This is a genomic window from Gordonia sputi NBRC 100414, assembly GCF_000248055.1.
Classification (GTDB): domain Bacteria; phylum Actinomycetota; class Actinomycetes; order Mycobacteriales; family Mycobacteriaceae; genus Gordonia; species Gordonia sputi.
The window spans coordinates 60,716-76,247 of the sequence record NZ_BAFC01000059.1 but is presented as its reverse complement, the minus strand read 5'-3'; the positions used below and the strand labels follow the sequence as shown (position 1 = coordinate 76,247).

At 65.3% G+C, this 15,532-nt stretch carries 13 protein-coding genes; 5 read left to right on the top strand and 8 right to left on the bottom strand.

The annotated features are described in order from the left end of the window. Positions 1–41: 41 nt before the first annotated feature. Positions 42–1,295 (bottom strand): formamidase, encoded by a 1,254-nt coding sequence (gene fmdA / locus GOSPT_RS10075; RefSeq protein ID WP_005205781.1) that lies wholly within the window; start codon positions 1,293–1,295, stop codon positions 42–44. Between the two features lie 75 nt (positions 1,296–1,370). Between fmdA and GOSPT_RS10070 the strand changes: the two genes are divergently transcribed. Continuing rightward, positions 1,371–1,658, top strand: coding sequence for an FmdB family zinc ribbon protein (locus GOSPT_RS10070; RefSeq protein ID WP_039855522.1), 288 nt, complete (start codon positions 1,371–1,373; stop codon positions 1,656–1,658). 24 nt (positions 1,659–1,682) lie between these two features. Beyond that, complete coding sequence (locus tag GOSPT_RS10065) at positions 1,683–2,258, top strand: suppressor of fused domain protein (protein WP_174273051.1); 576 nt, start codon at positions 1,683–1,685, stop codon at positions 2,256–2,258. Positions 2,259–2,324: 66 nt separating this feature from the next. Here the strand turns inward: GOSPT_RS10065 and GOSPT_RS10060 are convergent, their stop codons facing one another. Beyond that, positions 2,325–3,395, bottom strand: a complete 1,071-nt coding sequence (locus tag GOSPT_RS10060; protein WP_005205778.1) for a magnesium and cobalt transport protein CorA — start codon at positions 3,393–3,395, stop codon at positions 2,325–2,327. A 13-nt stretch (positions 3,396–3,408) separates the two neighbouring features. On the opposite strand from GOSPT_RS10060, the gene GOSPT_RS10055 reads away from it, so the two are divergent. Next, complete coding sequence (locus tag GOSPT_RS10055; RefSeq protein ID WP_005205777.1) at positions 3,409–4,431, top strand: glycine betaine ABC transporter substrate-binding protein; 1,023 nt, start codon at positions 3,409–3,411, stop codon at positions 4,429–4,431. 209 nt (positions 4,432–4,640) lie between these two features. Here the strand turns inward: GOSPT_RS10055 and GOSPT_RS10050 are convergent, their stop codons facing one another. The 3 genes from GOSPT_RS10050 to GOSPT_RS10040 form a co-directional block, all read right to left on the bottom strand. Beyond that, positions 4,641–6,530 carry an HNH endonuclease signature motif containing protein gene (locus GOSPT_RS10050; protein ID WP_005205776.1) on the bottom strand — a complete coding sequence of 630 codons (1,890 nt, stop codon included), beginning with the start codon at positions 6,528–6,530 and terminating at the stop codon, positions 4,641–4,643. A gap of 204 nt (positions 6,531–6,734) precedes the next feature. After that, the gene (locus tag GOSPT_RS10045; RefSeq protein ID WP_005205775.1) at positions 6,735–7,565 is read right to left on the bottom strand and encodes an SDR family NAD(P)-dependent oxidoreductase; all 831 of its coding nucleotides are present in this window, start codon (positions 7,563–7,565) and stop codon (positions 6,735–6,737) included. A gap of 61 nt (positions 7,566–7,626) precedes the next feature. Further along, the gene (locus GOSPT_RS10040; protein ID WP_005205774.1) at positions 7,627–9,168 is read right to left on the bottom strand and encodes a flavin-containing monooxygenase; all 1,542 of its coding nucleotides are present in this window, start codon (positions 9,166–9,168) and stop codon (positions 7,627–7,629) included. Between the two features lie 103 nt (positions 9,169–9,271). On the opposite strand from GOSPT_RS10040, the gene GOSPT_RS10035 reads away from it, so the two are divergent. After that, on the top strand, positions 9,272–9,853 hold the full coding sequence (locus GOSPT_RS10035) for a TetR/AcrR family transcriptional regulator (RefSeq protein ID WP_005205773.1): 582 nt from the start codon (positions 9,272–9,274) through the stop codon (positions 9,851–9,853). Positions 9,854–9,863: 10 nt separating this feature from the next. On the opposite strand, the gene GOSPT_RS23615 is transcribed toward GOSPT_RS10035, so the two are convergent. Then, positions 9,864–10,055, bottom strand: a complete 192-nt coding sequence (locus tag GOSPT_RS23615; protein WP_141630856.1) for a hypothetical protein — start codon at positions 10,053–10,055, stop codon at positions 9,864–9,866. Positions 10,056–10,130: 75 nt separating this feature from the next. Continuing rightward, positions 10,131–11,003, bottom strand: a complete 873-nt coding sequence (locus tag GOSPT_RS10030) for a LysR family transcriptional regulator (RefSeq protein ID WP_005205772.1) — start codon at positions 11,001–11,003, stop codon at positions 10,131–10,133. 108 nt (positions 11,004–11,111) lie between these two features. Here GOSPT_RS10030 and GOSPT_RS10025 point away from each other — a divergent pair, with 108 nt between their 5' ends. Then, a complete protein-coding gene (locus tag GOSPT_RS10025; RefSeq protein WP_005205771.1) occupies positions 11,112–11,486 on the top strand; it encodes a nuclear transport factor 2 family protein in 375 nt (124 codons plus the stop codon). A 108-nt stretch (positions 11,487–11,594) separates the two neighbouring features. Here GOSPT_RS10025 and GOSPT_RS10020 read toward each other — a convergent pair whose 3' ends face one another. Beyond that, positions 11,595–15,473, bottom strand: a complete 3,879-nt coding sequence (locus tag GOSPT_RS10020; RefSeq protein ID WP_005205770.1) for a multifunctional oxoglutarate decarboxylase/oxoglutarate dehydrogenase thiamine pyrophosphate-binding subunit/dihydrolipoyllysine-residue succinyltransferase subunit — start codon at positions 15,471–15,473, stop codon at positions 11,595–11,597. Between the last annotated feature and the right edge of the window lie 59 nt (positions 15,474–15,532).

Sequence of the window (15,532 nt, the reverse complement as noted above, 5' to 3'; positions counted from 1 at the left end):
AGGGTAGGGCAACCGGCGCGCGGTGCACGTGGCCGAGCCCTTTAGAAGCTGGCGTGCGGAGCGCCGATTCCCGGGTCGATCCGCACCGGGCCGTCCTTGGAGGGCGCGACCGGAAAGTCGAAGATCGCGGTCGGAATGTACACGGTCGCACAGGAATTGGGAATGTCGACGACCCCGGACAACCGTCCCTCGATCGGTGCCGAGCCGAGAAGCAGGTACGCCTGCTCCGGGCTGTATCCGAACTTCGTGAGGTACTCGATCGCGTGCAGACATGCCCGCTGGTAGGCGAGGTCGGAGTCGAGGTAGCGCTGCTCACCGTCGAGCGTGACCGATGTACCCGAGAACGCGATCCACTCCGAGTACTGCGGATCGGTGTTGCCGGGCATGAAGATCGCGTTCTCGGTGACGCCGTAGGTCTCCATGCCGCCCTTGATCAGGTCGACGTGCAGATCGATGAAACCGCCCATCTCGATGGCCCCGCAGAAGGTGATCTCGCCGTCGCCCTGTGAGAAATGCAGGTCGCCGAAGGACAGGTTGGCGCCCGGCACGAAGACGGGATAGAAGACGCGACTGCCCTTGGTGAGATTCTTGATGTCCTGGTTGCCGCCATTCTCGCGAGGCGGTGCCGTTCGCGCAGCCTCCGCGGCGACGCGACCGAAGTCGGCACCGCTCAGCGATCCGAGGATGGCGCCGTCGGGTTCGGGTGGAAGTGCCAGTGGCGGAACGCGTTCGGGATCTGTGGCGATCAGCGCGCCCTCCCGCGCATTCCAGGTTGCCAGCAACTGTGGGCTCGGGGCCGTGCCCATCAGGCCGGGATGCACGATTCCGGTGTACTTCACATGCGGCACATGGCGACTCGTCGCGCTCTGCCCGGCGAAATCCCAGATCGCCTTGTAGGCGTCGGGGAACTGTTCGGTGAGAAACCCACCGCCGTTGAGCTTGGCGAAGATGCCCGTATAACCCCATCCCTGACCTGCGAGCGGACCCGAATCCTCCTGGGGAATGGGCCCGACGTCGAGGATGTCGACGATCAGCAGGTCGCCGGGCTGCGCGCCCTCAATCGCGAACGGTCCGGAGAGTGTGTGCACGTTGTTCAGCGGGGCGTTGAGGATGTCGTCTGCCGAGTCGTCGTTGTGGATCGCGCCGTCGAACCACTCGCGGCAATGTGCGCGGAAGGTGTCTCCCGGCTTCACCGTGACCGCAGGCGGAATATCGGGATGCCACCGATTGTGTCCGACGATCTGCTGCGCGGTGAACGGCTTCGATGAGTCCAACGGGAAGAGCAACTCCGGCATGACGGCCTCCTGATGTCGCGACGGTGCAGTGCCATTCAAGATTCCGCGACGCACAGGTCGCGCTATGGTCTGCACATGCCAACCTACGTCTTCCGGTGCCCGCAGGCATGCGATGACGTCGAACAGGTGCACTCGATGCTCACCGTCCCCGACGACGTGGAGTGCCCGGTCTGCTCGGAGCGTGCTCGACGAATCGTGACCGCCCCGCGGCTCGGCGTCGGCGACAGTGCTGCCATGCGGGCACACGACGCAACACGAGCGACCGCCGACGCACCGGCCGTTGTGTCGTCGGTCCCGGGTTCGCCGCGACGTTCGACGCCGGTGACCACCAATCCGCTGCACCGGCGGTTACCGCGTCCCTGAACCGCCCGGCTACCGTTGAGTGCCGTGAGTCCTTCCGTCACCGACACCGTGCACGAATACGTCGTCTCCGAACTCGGCGTCGAACCACAGCGGGCGTCGGTGACCTTCCTGGGCGTCGAGCCCATCGACGTCGAACGATTCGCGCTCGACGACGACGTGGTGTTCGTGACCGTCGGATGCGCCCGTCATCCGATGACCGATCCGGGCGACCTGCATGCCGACCCGCTGCGCGGCCCGCGCGCCGAACTTGTGGTGCGGATGCACAACCGGGTCCCGATGCCCGGACTGCACCGGCGATTGGCGACCGTTGCCGCGGCGCCTGCGGTCGAGGGACTCATCCTCGCGCCGGACGCACTGGTCGATCTCGGTGAGCCCCTGTGGGATGGCGCGCCGTTCACCGCGCTACTGACGATGGCCGACGATCTGGGCGAGCTTGCACTACCCGACCCGATGGAACCGGTGCGGTTCCTGCGAACGATCCCGATCACCGCGAACGAAGCCGCCTGGGTGCGACTCAAGGGAGCCGACGCCCTGCGCGAGGCGTGGGCGGAAGCGGGCATCGACATCGCCGACCCTAGGCGTTCTCCCGCCACCATGTGATCCGGTGCGACACGCCTCGCGCGGGCCGTCCGCGCAGGTTGGCCACGCAGCCAGGTACGTCGCCGACTACAGCCAGTGACTTCGACGGAACGTCGCCCACAGGCCGCCGCAGATGAGGAACATGACCAGGCACAGAATGCCGAAGCCCTGTCGGTCGTGCATGCCGGGCAGGATGTCGAAGTTCATCCCGTAGAGGCCTGCGACCATTGTCGGCACCGCGGCGATGGCCACCCATGCCGAGATCTTGCGCATGTCGCTGTTCTGCTGAATGCTCACCTTCGTCGCGGCGGCGTCGAGCAGGGAACTGAGGACTTCGTCGTATTCGACGACGTGCTCGATCACGGTGCTGAGGTGGTCGGACACGTCGCGGAACTGGCGTCGAATCTCCTTGGGCACCAACGTGTTGTCGGAAGCCAGCCGCGACAGCGGGCCCGCAAGCGGTGTGACCGCACGGCGCAGTTCGAGCACCTCGCGCCGGAGTAGGTAGACCGGCTCGATGTTGAGCCAGCGCTGTTGCCGCGAGAAGACGGTGCTCTCGATCGACACCACGTCGTCCTCCATCCGTTCGGAAACGGCGAGGTAGGAGTCGACGACCTTGTCGGCGATGGCGTGCAGTACGGCGGTGGGACCCAGCGCGAGGCGTTCCGGTCGGGCTTCGAGTCGTCGACGCAGATTGTGGAGGTGGGTGTGGTCGCCGTGGCGGACGGTGATGACGAAGTCGCGCCCCGCGAAAACCATGATCTCGCCGGTTTCGACCACCTCGCTGGCCTTCTCCATCGACTCGTGTTCGACGTACTTGACCGTCCGCAGCACGAGGAACTGAGTGTCGTCGTAGACCTCGAGCTTCGGACGTTGGTGGGCGTGCACCGCATCCTCGACGACGAGTTCGTGCAGGCCGAACACCTCGCCGACGCCGGTCATCTGCGCGTCGTCGGGAGCGACGAGTCCGAGCCACACGAACCCCTCGCCGCTCTCACGTACCTGCTCGAACGCGTCGGCGTAGGTGATACGCCCCGGCTGCCTGATCCCGTCGACATAGACCGCGCAGTCGACGACCGCCCGTGCGACGGGGACCGGAATCCGGGGGAGCGGACGCGCACCACGTGCGTTCCGTGCACCTGGGCGGAGGTTGGGCATTGGCACGAGGTGGATGCTACTCGCGCAGGGGCATCGTTATACCGTGAGAGCCGTGCGGAATCGTGTGTGGGCCACCGCTGTCATCATTGCGGTTGCGATGGTTGTCACCGGGGTGCTCGCGGGATGTTCGGATTCGTCGCGCGGCTCGGCGTCGTCGAGTCGACTGCTGCATCTCGGTTCGGCCGACGACTCGGCGCTGCGTGTGATGGCTGAGATCTACGCCGGAGCACTGCGCGACGTCGGTGCACCCGTGGCAGATGACATGGCCCGCGGCGACGACACCGCACTGCTCGACGAGATGGATCGCGCGCGGGTCGACCTGTTTCCGGCATTCAGCGGCGAACTGCTCACCTCGCTCGCGCCGAAGTCGACCGTCACGTCGTCGGACGAGGTTTACGACGAGCTCAATCGCTCTCTGCCCCAAGGTGTTTCGGTGGGCGACGCGACGCCGGTGAGCGCAACGCCCCAGGTCTTCGTCGCGACGTCGCTGGCGCAGTCGAGCAACGTCACCGACCTATCGGAATGTGGGCGACTGCCCGAAGGGCTTCCCGTGGTGGTCGTCGGACGTCCGCAACCCGCCGACATGGCCGTGTTTGCCGCGCAGGGTTGTCGCTTCGGTGCGGTGGAGTCGGTCGGATCGGCACGCGAGGTGATCGCACGGGTCGGGACGGCACAGGCTGTCGGCGTCGTGACAGCCCTCGACGCCGCGGTCGCTATCGACCCCGCGGCGCCACAAATCCAGGCGCTGAGAGTTCCCGTGCCGACGCAGCAGGACGCGGGACAAACCCCGGCTACTCCGACTACGACATCCACCCCATCCGCCCCGTCGAGTCAGTCGCCGCAGAGCGGGCCGCGGGCGCAGAATCTCGTGCCGGTGTACCGGACCGCCGCGCTGACCCGCAGCGAGGTCAAGCAGATCAATCGTGTCGCGGGGGAGATCACCACCGCCGATCTCGCCGAACTCGCACGACGCGCAGACGCGGGCACCAAGCCACGCGACCTCGCGGCCGGGTGGCTCGGCGAGCACGGCCTCTAGTTGGAGCGGGGCAGGAGGCTTCGTCGCCCCCAACCACGTTGCCCAACCACGTTGCTCAACCACGTCTGCCCCGCCACCGGGGTGTGGTGGCGGGGTGTAGACGGTTGCGGCACAGCCGGATTCGACGGTTTGCCCGGTTCGTTGGGCTAGCGTGTCGGCCGGGTCGGCGTGGCCGGTCAGCTGGCGCGGCCGGTCAGCTGGCGCGGCGATCAGGCTGCGTCTGCCAGCGGTGGGTCGACGCCTCCTGGTGGGTCGACGTCGCCGAGCCACCAGGGGCTGGCTGGTGGGGCCGGACCAGTTGGCGCGTCGGGGTCTGTGGGCGGCTCGGGCTCGGGTGGATCAGCGAGGTTCCATTGGATGTCGACCCGCGCGCTGAGCGGTGGGGCACCGGTCAGGCGCATCGAACCCGCCAACGCGAGCTCGACGCCGGTCAACGTCGACTCATTCGCCCTCGGCGCACTTGGCGTCGAAGGCGACACCATCCAGGCACCGACTGCGTCCGCGACGATCTCCGCGTCCGTTGAACCCGGGGCTCGCGCGCCGATCTCGGTAACCGTCGCGCCTGTGCCCGTCCCGCCCGCGCGTGCTGTGGCGGCGGCTTCGTTGCTGATGTGTTCGGCAGCGAGGTAGTCGTGGAAATCGGCTTTGACGTCGGCGACGCGGTTGATGCGTTCCGGATTGGCCGGCATCCCCGGTTTGGCGTTGAGCCGCCACGCAACCCGGCCGGTGTCGGGTCCGTCGGTGATCATGCGGGTGGTGAACTGGCCAGGTTTCGGCCCAACCCTGCGGTTGTGTACATCACACGCGGGCACCAACTGGTCAATATCGGTCAACCCGCCGTCGGCCCAGTCTTTCGCGGCGTGATGCATCTGCACCCGTGAGGCGGGTTGGTTGCAGCCGGGGGCGGAACACATTTTGCCGCCGGGTGAGGCGAACGACGCCAACCGTTGCCCCAACGTGGCGATCCGCTTCGACCGACCCAGGTAGAGCGGCACACTGGTGTGCTCACCGAACACCGCCAAATACTGACTGGCACCGGCGGAAGCGGCCATCTCGATCACGTCTTGGATCGGGAGGAGTGTTCCGGATGTGGTCTGCGCGATCCCCGCTTGTGCTTCCAACTCGTGCAGGCTGGTGGTGACGATCACCTGGATCGGCAACCCTCGATGCGTATTACCCAACATCCCGGATTCGAGTACCTGCCCGAGGAGGGCGGAGAAGGCGTCATGGTTGCGTTGGGCGGGTGAGCGTTGATCCAACAGCGCCGCCGCAGCCACCTGTTCGGCGTTGGCAGTGGTGATCGGACCCACGGGTGAGTCGGGATCGTCGGGGTTGTTCATGCCGGGTTTGGCCCACGAGTCGAGCACCGCATCGAGGCGTGCGCGGGCGATCGGATCCAAATCCGCGGTCAACCGCGACATGAGTTGCGCGTTTTGCCGGTTCACCCACAAGCGGCGTCGACGTTTGCGGTCTTTCGGGTTGGTGAGCGTCCCATCCGGATCCAGATGCGCCAACAATCGTGAACCCAAATTGGTGATTTCGGCGGGGGTGAACTGGACCGCATACCCGGCCATCTGTGCTTCGGCGGCAGCTTTCGTCTCCGCCGACACCTCACCGGGGATCGCCTCCAACACCTCCAACACCGCGCGGACGTGTGCGCCAGCGACCCGACCTTCCACGACGTAGCCGGCCAAAGTCGGACACGACGGTGGGAGTCGGTCGCCGCAGATCGTGGTGAACGATCCGGTCGCGGCGATCACCCGATGCCGGGCGGCCGGATCGCCAATATGCAGACGTTGTCCCATGAAATTCCGAATATCGCGGAAACCCAACGAGTGGGGCAGATCCCGGTCAGAGGCCTCCACGACCAAGCGATCCGTGACCGCGCCCGCCGTCCGCAACGCCAGGCGTTCGGCCTCAATCGTGGCTTCGACGAGCACGTCGTCGGACACCAACGACACATCCACGGCAGCCAACTCATCCAACACCGCAGCGAGGCGTGACAGTTTCTCCGCCACCACCGCATCCGCAGACCCCACCGCCGCCGTGGCCAAAGCCGAAGGCGCACGGCCGTTTCCACTATCGCTGTTGCTGTTCACGTGCCGCCACCCCCGCCCCACGTCGTGTCGAATATGTGTTCTACACTACCCGACAATACGGACAACGTCGAGGAAAAATCGAACAATATTTCGATCGTGTGGATACCGCTCGATCGGAGAAATTCGATCGGAGAGAAGGGCGTCGCCCAGTTCGTGCGGTCGACTACGTCGTCTTTCGCACGAACTGAGCAACGACGACAGCGGTCAGCGGAACGATGTGGTGACCCGCTTGGTCACGCCCGCCACGACGCCCTGGTACTTCGACGCGACGAGGCGCACCCAGACGTCGAGCACGATGGCGTCGGCGCCGATGAGCACTCGCGCCTTGTTCTTCTTCACGCCCTTGATGATGGTGTCGGCAGCCGACGACGCCGAGGTGCGCGCGAGGTACTTGTCGAAGAACTTGGCGAAGTTGGCCTGGTCGTAATCGTCGGCGACCGTCGCGTTGCGGGCGATCGCGGTCTTGATGCCGCCAGGATGCACGCAGGTGACGCGCACCGGGTGCTTGGCGATCAACATCTCCTGATTGAGCGACTCGGTGAACCCGCGAACGGCGAACTTCGCCGAGTTGTAGGCCGCCTGGCCAGGCTCGGACAGCAGACCGAACAGCGACGACGTATTGACGATGTGGCCGTCGCCCGACGCGATGATGTGTGGCAGGAAGGCCTTCGTTCCGTTGACGACGCCCCAGAAGTCGACGTCCATCACGCGCTCGATGTCTTTGAACTCGGTGCGCTCGACCTCGCCGTGGTGCGCGATGCCCGCGTTGTTGAAGACGACGTTGACCTTGCCATAGTGGGCCATGACCGTGTCGGCGTATTCGAGGACCGCCTCACGCTCTGCGACGTTGAGCAGTTGGGCGTGCACCGGTGCGCCTGTCTCGGCGACGAGTTTCTCCGTCGTGGCGAGGCCATCGGGGTTGACATCGGAGATCGCCAGCTTGGCGCCCTGTTGGCCCAGCTTCACCGCCAGTTCGCGGCCCATGCCCGAGCCCGCACCGGTGACGACGACGACCTTGTCGCGAAAGTTCTTCATGGTGTTCTCCTGTGTGTGTTGGTGCGTGCGAGATCCGGCGTGCACGCGGATGAAGTCGAGATCAGGCGCGGGTGCTCGCGAGCACGGGCGGGGTGTCGGTCGCCGACGAATCGCGAGCGACGTCGTATGCCGCGACATCGAATCGTCGGGTCTGCTTGCGGAAGTTGAACGTGAAGCCCGGCCACAGCGTCGTGATGTTGCCGTTGTCGTCGGCGTACCAGGAGGCGCAACCACCGTTGACCCAGACGCTGTTGCGAAGCGCGTGCTGAATGCCGGTGTTGTACCCGCGTTGCGATTGCTCGTCGACGTCGACGCGCGTGATTCCCTGTGCGCGAACGGTTTTGAGATAGTCGACCAGGTAGTTGAGCTGCGACTCGATCATGTACACCATCGAGGTGTGTCCGAGTCCGGTCGCCGGTCCGACCATCAGCATCATGTTCGGGAAGCCGTGGACGAACGACCCCTTGTAGCCCTGCATTCCGTTCGTCTCCCACGTCTGGGCGAGCGATCGTCCCTCGGCGCCGACGATGCAGTCGAACACGGGCGAATCGGTGACGTGGAAGCCTGTCGCGACGATCAACACGTCGATCTCGCGCTCGGTGCCGTCCGCGGTCACGATGCCCGACGGCGTCACGCGTGCGATGGGGTCGGTGACGAGGTCGACGTTGGGTCGATCAAGTGCCGGGTACCAGGCGTTCGATCGCAGGATTCGCTTGCAGCCGACCTGGAAGCGGGGAGTGACCTTGTCGCGCAGCTTACGGTCACGGATTCCGCGCGCGATGTTGGCGCGCGCGACGAGTTCGACGGGCTTGAGCGCGGTACGCGAGTGCGTCAGACCGAAGGCGATGAACTCGTTGAAGGCGTACACCCCCGCGCGACCGGCGCTCTGCACGATGGGCGCGTTCTTGAACAGCCAGCGCTCGACCGGGGTGTAGGGCCGCTCGGTACGCGGGACGATCCACGGCGCCGTGCGCTGGTAGACGTCGAGGTGGGCGACGCGCTTGGCCACCTCGGGGACGATCTGGATGGCCGACGCACCGGTGCCGATCACGGCGACGCGCTTACCCGAGAGCTCGACGTCGTCGTCCCAGCGCGCGGAATGCATGACCGTTCCGCCGAACGATTCGATGCCGTCGATGTCCGGAAGATTCGGTTCGCACAGCGGGCCAACCGCGCCGATGAGGTGCTGCGCCCGGTACGTCGTCACAGCAGACGAGTCGGGGTCGGTTCCGGCGGGCACCGTGTCGATCAGCCAGTGCTGGTCCGACTCGCTCCACGCGGCACGGGTGACCTCGACGCCGAACCTGGCCTTGTCGCGCACGCCGAAACGATCCGCGACGTCGTTGATGTACCGGTGGATCTCGGGCTGATGAGAGTACGAGCGTGACCATTCGGGATTGGGGGCGAACGAGTACGAGTACAGGTTCGACGCGACGTCGCACGCGGCGCCGGGGTAGGTGTTGTCACGCCAGGTGCCGCCGAAGTCAGCTCCGCGATCGAGGATGACGTAGTCGGTGAAGCCGTTCTGGCTCATCTTGATCGCCGCGCCGAGGCCGGAGAACCCGGCGCCGACGATCGCAACCTCAACATTGTGCGTTGTCATGCTCCTCACGTTAGGGGCCTATTGAACATTAGTCAATAGCGTATTGAACGCTGGTCAATAAGTCGCCTAGACTGTGTCTGTGACCCAGTCGAAGCGCACCAGGATGAGCCCGGAGGCCCGACGCGACCAGCTCATCGCGCTCGGGCTGCAGATGGTGTCGGAGCGGCCGCTCGACGAGGTGTCCATCGACGCGATCGCCGAGGTCGCCGGTGTGTCGCGCGCACTGCTGTTTCACTACTTCGCGTCGAAGCAGGAGTTTCACGTCGCCATCGCGAAGGCGCAGGGCGAGGAGATGTTGCGGCTGACAGCGCCCGACGAGACCCTCGACGATCCGCTCGCCATCCTGTGGAGCTCGTTGTCAGCGTTCGTCGACTACGTCAGCGAGCATCGCAGCGCCTACACCGCATTCCTGCGCGGCGCGTCGAGTACCGATCCGGCGATGCGCGCCGTGATCGACGGCACCAGGGCGGTGATGGCCGAGCGCATCCTCGATCACGCGCCTGCGCTCGGCGTCGAGGTCACCCCGGCGGTCCGACTGGCGACATTCGGGTGGATCGCCTTTGTCGAGGAGGTCACGATCGGCTGGCTCACCGACGGGGAGATCACCCGCGACCAACTGCTTGCCGTGATTTCCTCGTCCCTGCCTGCCCTTGTCACGACCCTCACCGATCTTCCGGCGCACTGAACCAGGCGTATCAGGGACCCCAGAAACCCCAGTTGCCGCCGGTCGGGTCTCCTGGGAACGGTGGCCGTTGACTCGGATCCGAGAGCCCCTGTGCGCGTCGGAATTCACGAAACTCCCGAGCCTGCCTGCACGCCCGTCGGTACATCAGCGCCATGGGCGTCAAGACGACGACGAGCACTGCTACGACTATCAGACCGGCCATGCCACTGATGATCCGCCGACGTCGGTGCAGGTGGAAGGCCTGCGTCGTGCGTTTGTCGTACGGGAATCCTCGGGATCAACCGGTTCGACGCCGCATCTCGCGGAGCAGGGCCGCGGTCGCCGGTGACGGGGGTTCGCGCCAGATGATGCCGAGTGTGGATCGCGCGGAAGGGTCGGTGATCGGCAGGCTGACCGTGTCTCGCCACGAGGCGGCGGTGCTCTCGCTGAGTACGGCGACGCCGAGCCCGCGCGTGGTCAGCATGTGCGCAAGTGACGGCGTTGCGACCTCCCAGCGCGGAACCCGAGCGCCTCGCTCACGTGCCAGCAGGGCGTCGAGTGCTGTGCGGGCGCCGGTGCCGCGGGTGAGCGAGATGAGGTCGGCATCGGCGATCTCATCGGGTCCCACATCGGCACGCGTCGCCCACGGATGATCTCGCGCGACGACGGCATGCAGCGCGTCGTCGACGATGACTGTGGTGTGTACGTGCTGGGGCGGCTCGCCCGACCACGCAGCTATCGCGACGTCGAGCTCGCCCGAGTGCACCCCGTCGATGAGCGTCGTCGAGATGGCTTCACGGACCGAGATGTCGACGCCGGGATGATCGTGGTGCATGCTCGCGATGGCGTCGAAGATGGGCTGCCAGGTGAGTCCACTCACGGTGCCCACCCGCAGTGTCCCTGTGGTGAGGCCGCGCAGATCGTCGGCCAGAGCGACGACCGCGTCGACTCCCTCGACTGCCCCGCGAATGGCGGGCAGTACTCGCTCTCCTTCGCTCGTCAACGTCACGCGTCGGGTGGTGCGCTGCAGCAGTGCGATCCCCAGTTCGTTCTCGAGCTTGCGAATCTGAGTGCTCACACCCGACTGGCTGATGTGCAGAGTCGACGCTGCAGCGGTGAACGATCCGGTGTTGACGACCGCGAGGAGGTAGCGGAGCTGATGCAGTTCCATGACTGGCAATGATAAATGCCATAAGAAATAGATGTTGGACAGATTAATCGCCGCCGAGCAGTCTGGAGTGCGAACACCCACTGACCGATGCTTCGAAAGGGAGAAGAGATGACTGTGGACACAACTGCGCAGGCCGATACGGCGATCACCAGGGATGCGGCGACAACCTACTTCGACGCATGGCGCGCAGGCGATTTCGACCGGTTGCGTTCGGTTCTCGCCCCCGACGTCGACTTCGTCGGTGTGATGGGGACGGCACGCGGAATCGACGAGTGCATTGCCGGTCTGCGCGGGATGTCGGAGCGCCTGATGCGCGATCTCGTCTTGCACGCGCGTGTTGTGGACGGTGCCGATGCGATCACGTGGTTCGACCTGGTCACCGACAACGCATCACTACCGACGGCGAACTGGAGTCACGTCGAGAACGGCCTGATCACGCGGATTCGCGTGACATTCGATCCGCGTCCGCTCTCGGAGAGCTGACCGCTCAGTCTTCCGCTGGGACCTATGTGAGTTTCCGACGTTGATCGACAAACGAGCGAGGGCCGCACCCGAAACGGGTGCGGCCCTCACTCGTTGCTATTCGACGCCTCAGGCAAACGCCTCGTCGAGGATCTCCTGCTGCTCGACGGCGTGCACCTTCGACGAGCCCGAGCTCGGTGCAGACATCGGGCGACGCGAGATGCGGCGCAGACCCTTGAGGAGGTTCGGCAGCATCTCGGGCAGCCACAGTCCGAGGAACGGCCACGGTCCCTGGTTGGCGGGTTCGTCCTGGACCCACACGAAATCGTCGGCGTTCGGGTACTTCTCGAGCGTCTCCTGGAGACGACGATGCGGCACGGGGTAGAGCTGCTCGACGCGGACCACGGCGATGTCGTCGCGGCTCTCCTTGTCCCGACGGGCGGCGATCTCGTAGTAGATCTTGCCGCTCACCAGCAGGACGCGCTTGACCTTGCTGCGATCACCGTTGTCCTTCAAGAACTTCGGATCGTCGATCACCGAGCGGAACTTGTCGTCGGTGAAATCCTCGACAGGGCTGACGGCAGCCTTGTTGCGGAGCATCGACTTCGGCGTGAACACGATCAGCGGACGGCTGATCCCGTCGAGCACGTGCCGACGCAGCAGGTGGAAGTAGCTCGCAGGCGTCGACGGCTGCGCGACCGTCATCGAACCCTCGGCGCACAACTGCAGGAACCGCTCGATACGTCCCGAGGTGTGGTCGGGGCCCTGGCCCTCGTGGCCGTGCGGCAGGAGCAGCACGACGTCGGAACGCTGACCCCACTTGGCCTCGCCCGAGCTGATGAACTCGTCGATCACCGACTGTGCGCCGTTGACGAAGTCGCCGAACTGCGCTTCCCACAGCACGAGTGCGTCGGGGTTGCCCACCGAGTAGCCGTACTCGAAACCGACCACCGCGAACTCCGAGAGCGGCGAATCGTAGGCCATGAAGCGGCCTTCCGAGTCCGCGTCTCCGTCGAGCGGTGCGAGGTGATTGAGGGGTGTGTACTCGGAGCCGTTCTCACGGTCGATGAGCACCGAGTGGCGCTGGCTGAACGTACCGCGACGCGAGTCCTGGCCCGACAGGCGAACGGTGCGTCCCTCGAGCACCAGCGAACCGAAGGCCAACAACTCGGCGAACGCCCAGTCGATGTGCCCGTCGCGGCTCATCTCGTGGCGGCGCTTGAGCACCGGCTTCACGCGTGGGTGCGGAGTGAAACCGTCCGGAGTGTCGTAGAACGCGTCGCCGATGCGCTCGAGCACCGACTTGTCGACGGCGGTCACGAGCTTCTGCGGAAGCGGCTGATCGGCTTCCACCGATTCGCTCGGCTCCGGGGTGAACTTCTCGAGTTCCTTGACCTCGTTGAAGACCCGTTCGAGCTGCCCCTGGTAATCACGCAGCGCGTCTTCGGCCTCCTTGGTGGAGATGTCACCACGACCGATCAGGGCCTCGGTGTAGGACTTGCGGACGCCACGCTTGGTGTCGATCACGTCGTACATGGCCGGCTGGGTCATCGACGGATCGTCGCCCTCGTTGTGTCCGCGACGGCGGAAGCAGACGAGGTCGATGACAACGTCCTTGTGGAAGGCTTCGCGGTAGTCGACCGCCAGCTTGGCCACCCAGACGCACGCCTCGGGGTCGTCGCCGTTGACGTGGAAGATCGGGGCACCGATCATCTTCGCGACGTCGGTGCAGTACTCGCTCGATCGGGAATGCTCGGGAGCCGTGGTGAACCCAACCTGGTTGTTGACCACGATGTGTACGGTGCCGCCGGTGCGGTAACCGGGCAGCATCGCGAGGTTGAGGGTCTCGGCCACAACACCCTGGCCGGCGAACGCGGCGTCGCCGTGCAGCATGAGCGGCATGATCGAGAACTCACGCTCTTCGGGTAGCTGGTCCTGCTTGGCGCGGACGAGCCCTTCGAGAACCGGGTCGACCGCTTCGAGGTGGCTGGGATTCGCGGTGAGCGAGACGTTGATCTCGTTCTCGCCGAACATCTGGTAGTACTTGCCCTCGGCGCCGAGGTGGTACTTCACGTCACCGGACCCGTGCGCCTGCGACGGATTCAGGTTGCCCTCGAACTCGGTGAAGATCTTCGAGTAGGGCTTGCCGACGATGTTCGCGAGCACGTTGAGGCGGCCGCGGTGCGGCATGCCGATGACGACCTCGTCGAGCGAATACTCGGCGCTCTGGTCGATCACGGCGTCCATCATCGGGATGACCGACTCCGCGCCCTCGAGCGAAAAGCGCTTCTGCCCAACGTATTTCGTCTGGAGGAAGGTCTCGAAGGCCTCGGCGGCATTGAGCTTGGACAGGATGTACTTCTGCTCGGCGACCGGCGGCTTGACGTGTTTGATCTCGACACGCTCCTGAACCCAGCGCTGCTGCTCCGGTTCGAGGATGTGCGTGTACTCGACTCCCACGTGTCGGCAGTACGCGTCGCGCAGGATCGAGAGCACGTCACGCAACTTCATCGTGTCCTGGCCGTGGAAGCCGCCGACCTTGAAACTACGGTCGAGATCCCAGAGGGTCAGGCCGTAGGTGAGGATGTCGAGATCAGGATGCGATGTGCGCGCGTAGCTGTCCATCATCAGCGGATCGGTGTCGGCCATGAGGTGCCCGCGGTTGCGGTAGGCCGCGATCAGCTCGAGTACCCGCGCGTTCTTGTCGACGACGCCTGCGGGGATGTCACGACGCCAACGGATCGGCTCGTAGGGGATGTGGAACGCGGTGAACAGCTCGTCGTAGAACGCGTCGTCGAGGAGCAGTTCGTGGATCCTGCGAAGTAAGTCGCCCGACTCGGCGCCCTGGATGATCCGGTGATCGTAGGTGGACGTGAGCGTCATCAACTTGCCGACACCGAGTTCGGCGATCTGCTCGTCGCTCGCGCCCTGGAACTCGGCCGGATACTCCATCGCACCCGCACCGATGATGGCTCCCTGGTTCTTCATCAGGCGCGGCACGGAGTGCACGGTGCCGATGGTGCCCGGGTTGGTCAGCGAAATGGTCACGCCCGCAAAGTCTTCCGCGGTGAGCTTGCCGTCGCGCGCACGGCGCACGATGTCCTGGTACGCCGAGTAGAACTCGGCGAAACCCATTGTCTCGCAGTTCTTGATGGCGGCGACGACGAGCGAGCGGTTGCCATCCTTACCGACGAGGTCGATCGCCAGACCGAGGTTGGTGTGCGCAGGGGTGACCACATTCGGCTTGCCGTCGATCTCGGCGAAGTGGCGGTTCATGTTCGGGAACGCCTTGATCGCCTGGACGATCGCGTAGCCGAGGATGTGGGTGAAGCTGATCTTGCCGCCGCGGGTGCGGGCCAGATGATTGTTGACGACGATGCGGTTGTCGATCATCAGCTTGGCCGGGATCGCACGAACGGACGTGGCGGTCGGGATCTGCAGCGACGCCGTCATGTTCTTGGCAACGGCGGCCGAGGCGCCGCGTAGAACCTTCTCGGTGTCTTCGGCGGGTGCTGCGTCCGTCGTCGTCGACGCGGCCTTGGCCGACGCAGGCGCCTTCTGTGACCGCGACGATCCGTCGCGGCTCGCAACGCTGTGACCCGACGCGGCCTTGGTGGCTGTCGACTCGCGGGCGGGGGAGTTGGTGGTGGTCGGACGCGGGGTCGGCTCCTGGTCGAGAGTGACCTGACGGGGTGCGGCCTTGCCATTCGACGAGGCGCTGCCGTTGCTGCTCGCGGCTGCGGTCTTCTTAGGGGCTGCGGTGTTCGACGCACCGTTGCTGTGTGCGGTTCCCGATCCGTTGCCGGACGCCGTGTTCTTCGCGGGCGCGGTCTTGGTCGATGCGGTCTTGGTAGTCGCTGCGGTTGTGGACTTGGCCGCAGACGATGCCCCCGCAGATGCTGCTGACGTGCCGTTGGACGAGCCATCGTCGCCGGGCTTGTAGTCCTTCAGCAGATCGTGCCAACTCGGGTCGACCGAGTTCGGGTCTTCTTTGAATTGCTGGTACATTTCGTCGACCAGCCACGTGTTTTGTCCGAAATCTGATATCGAACTGCTCACAGCGGTAT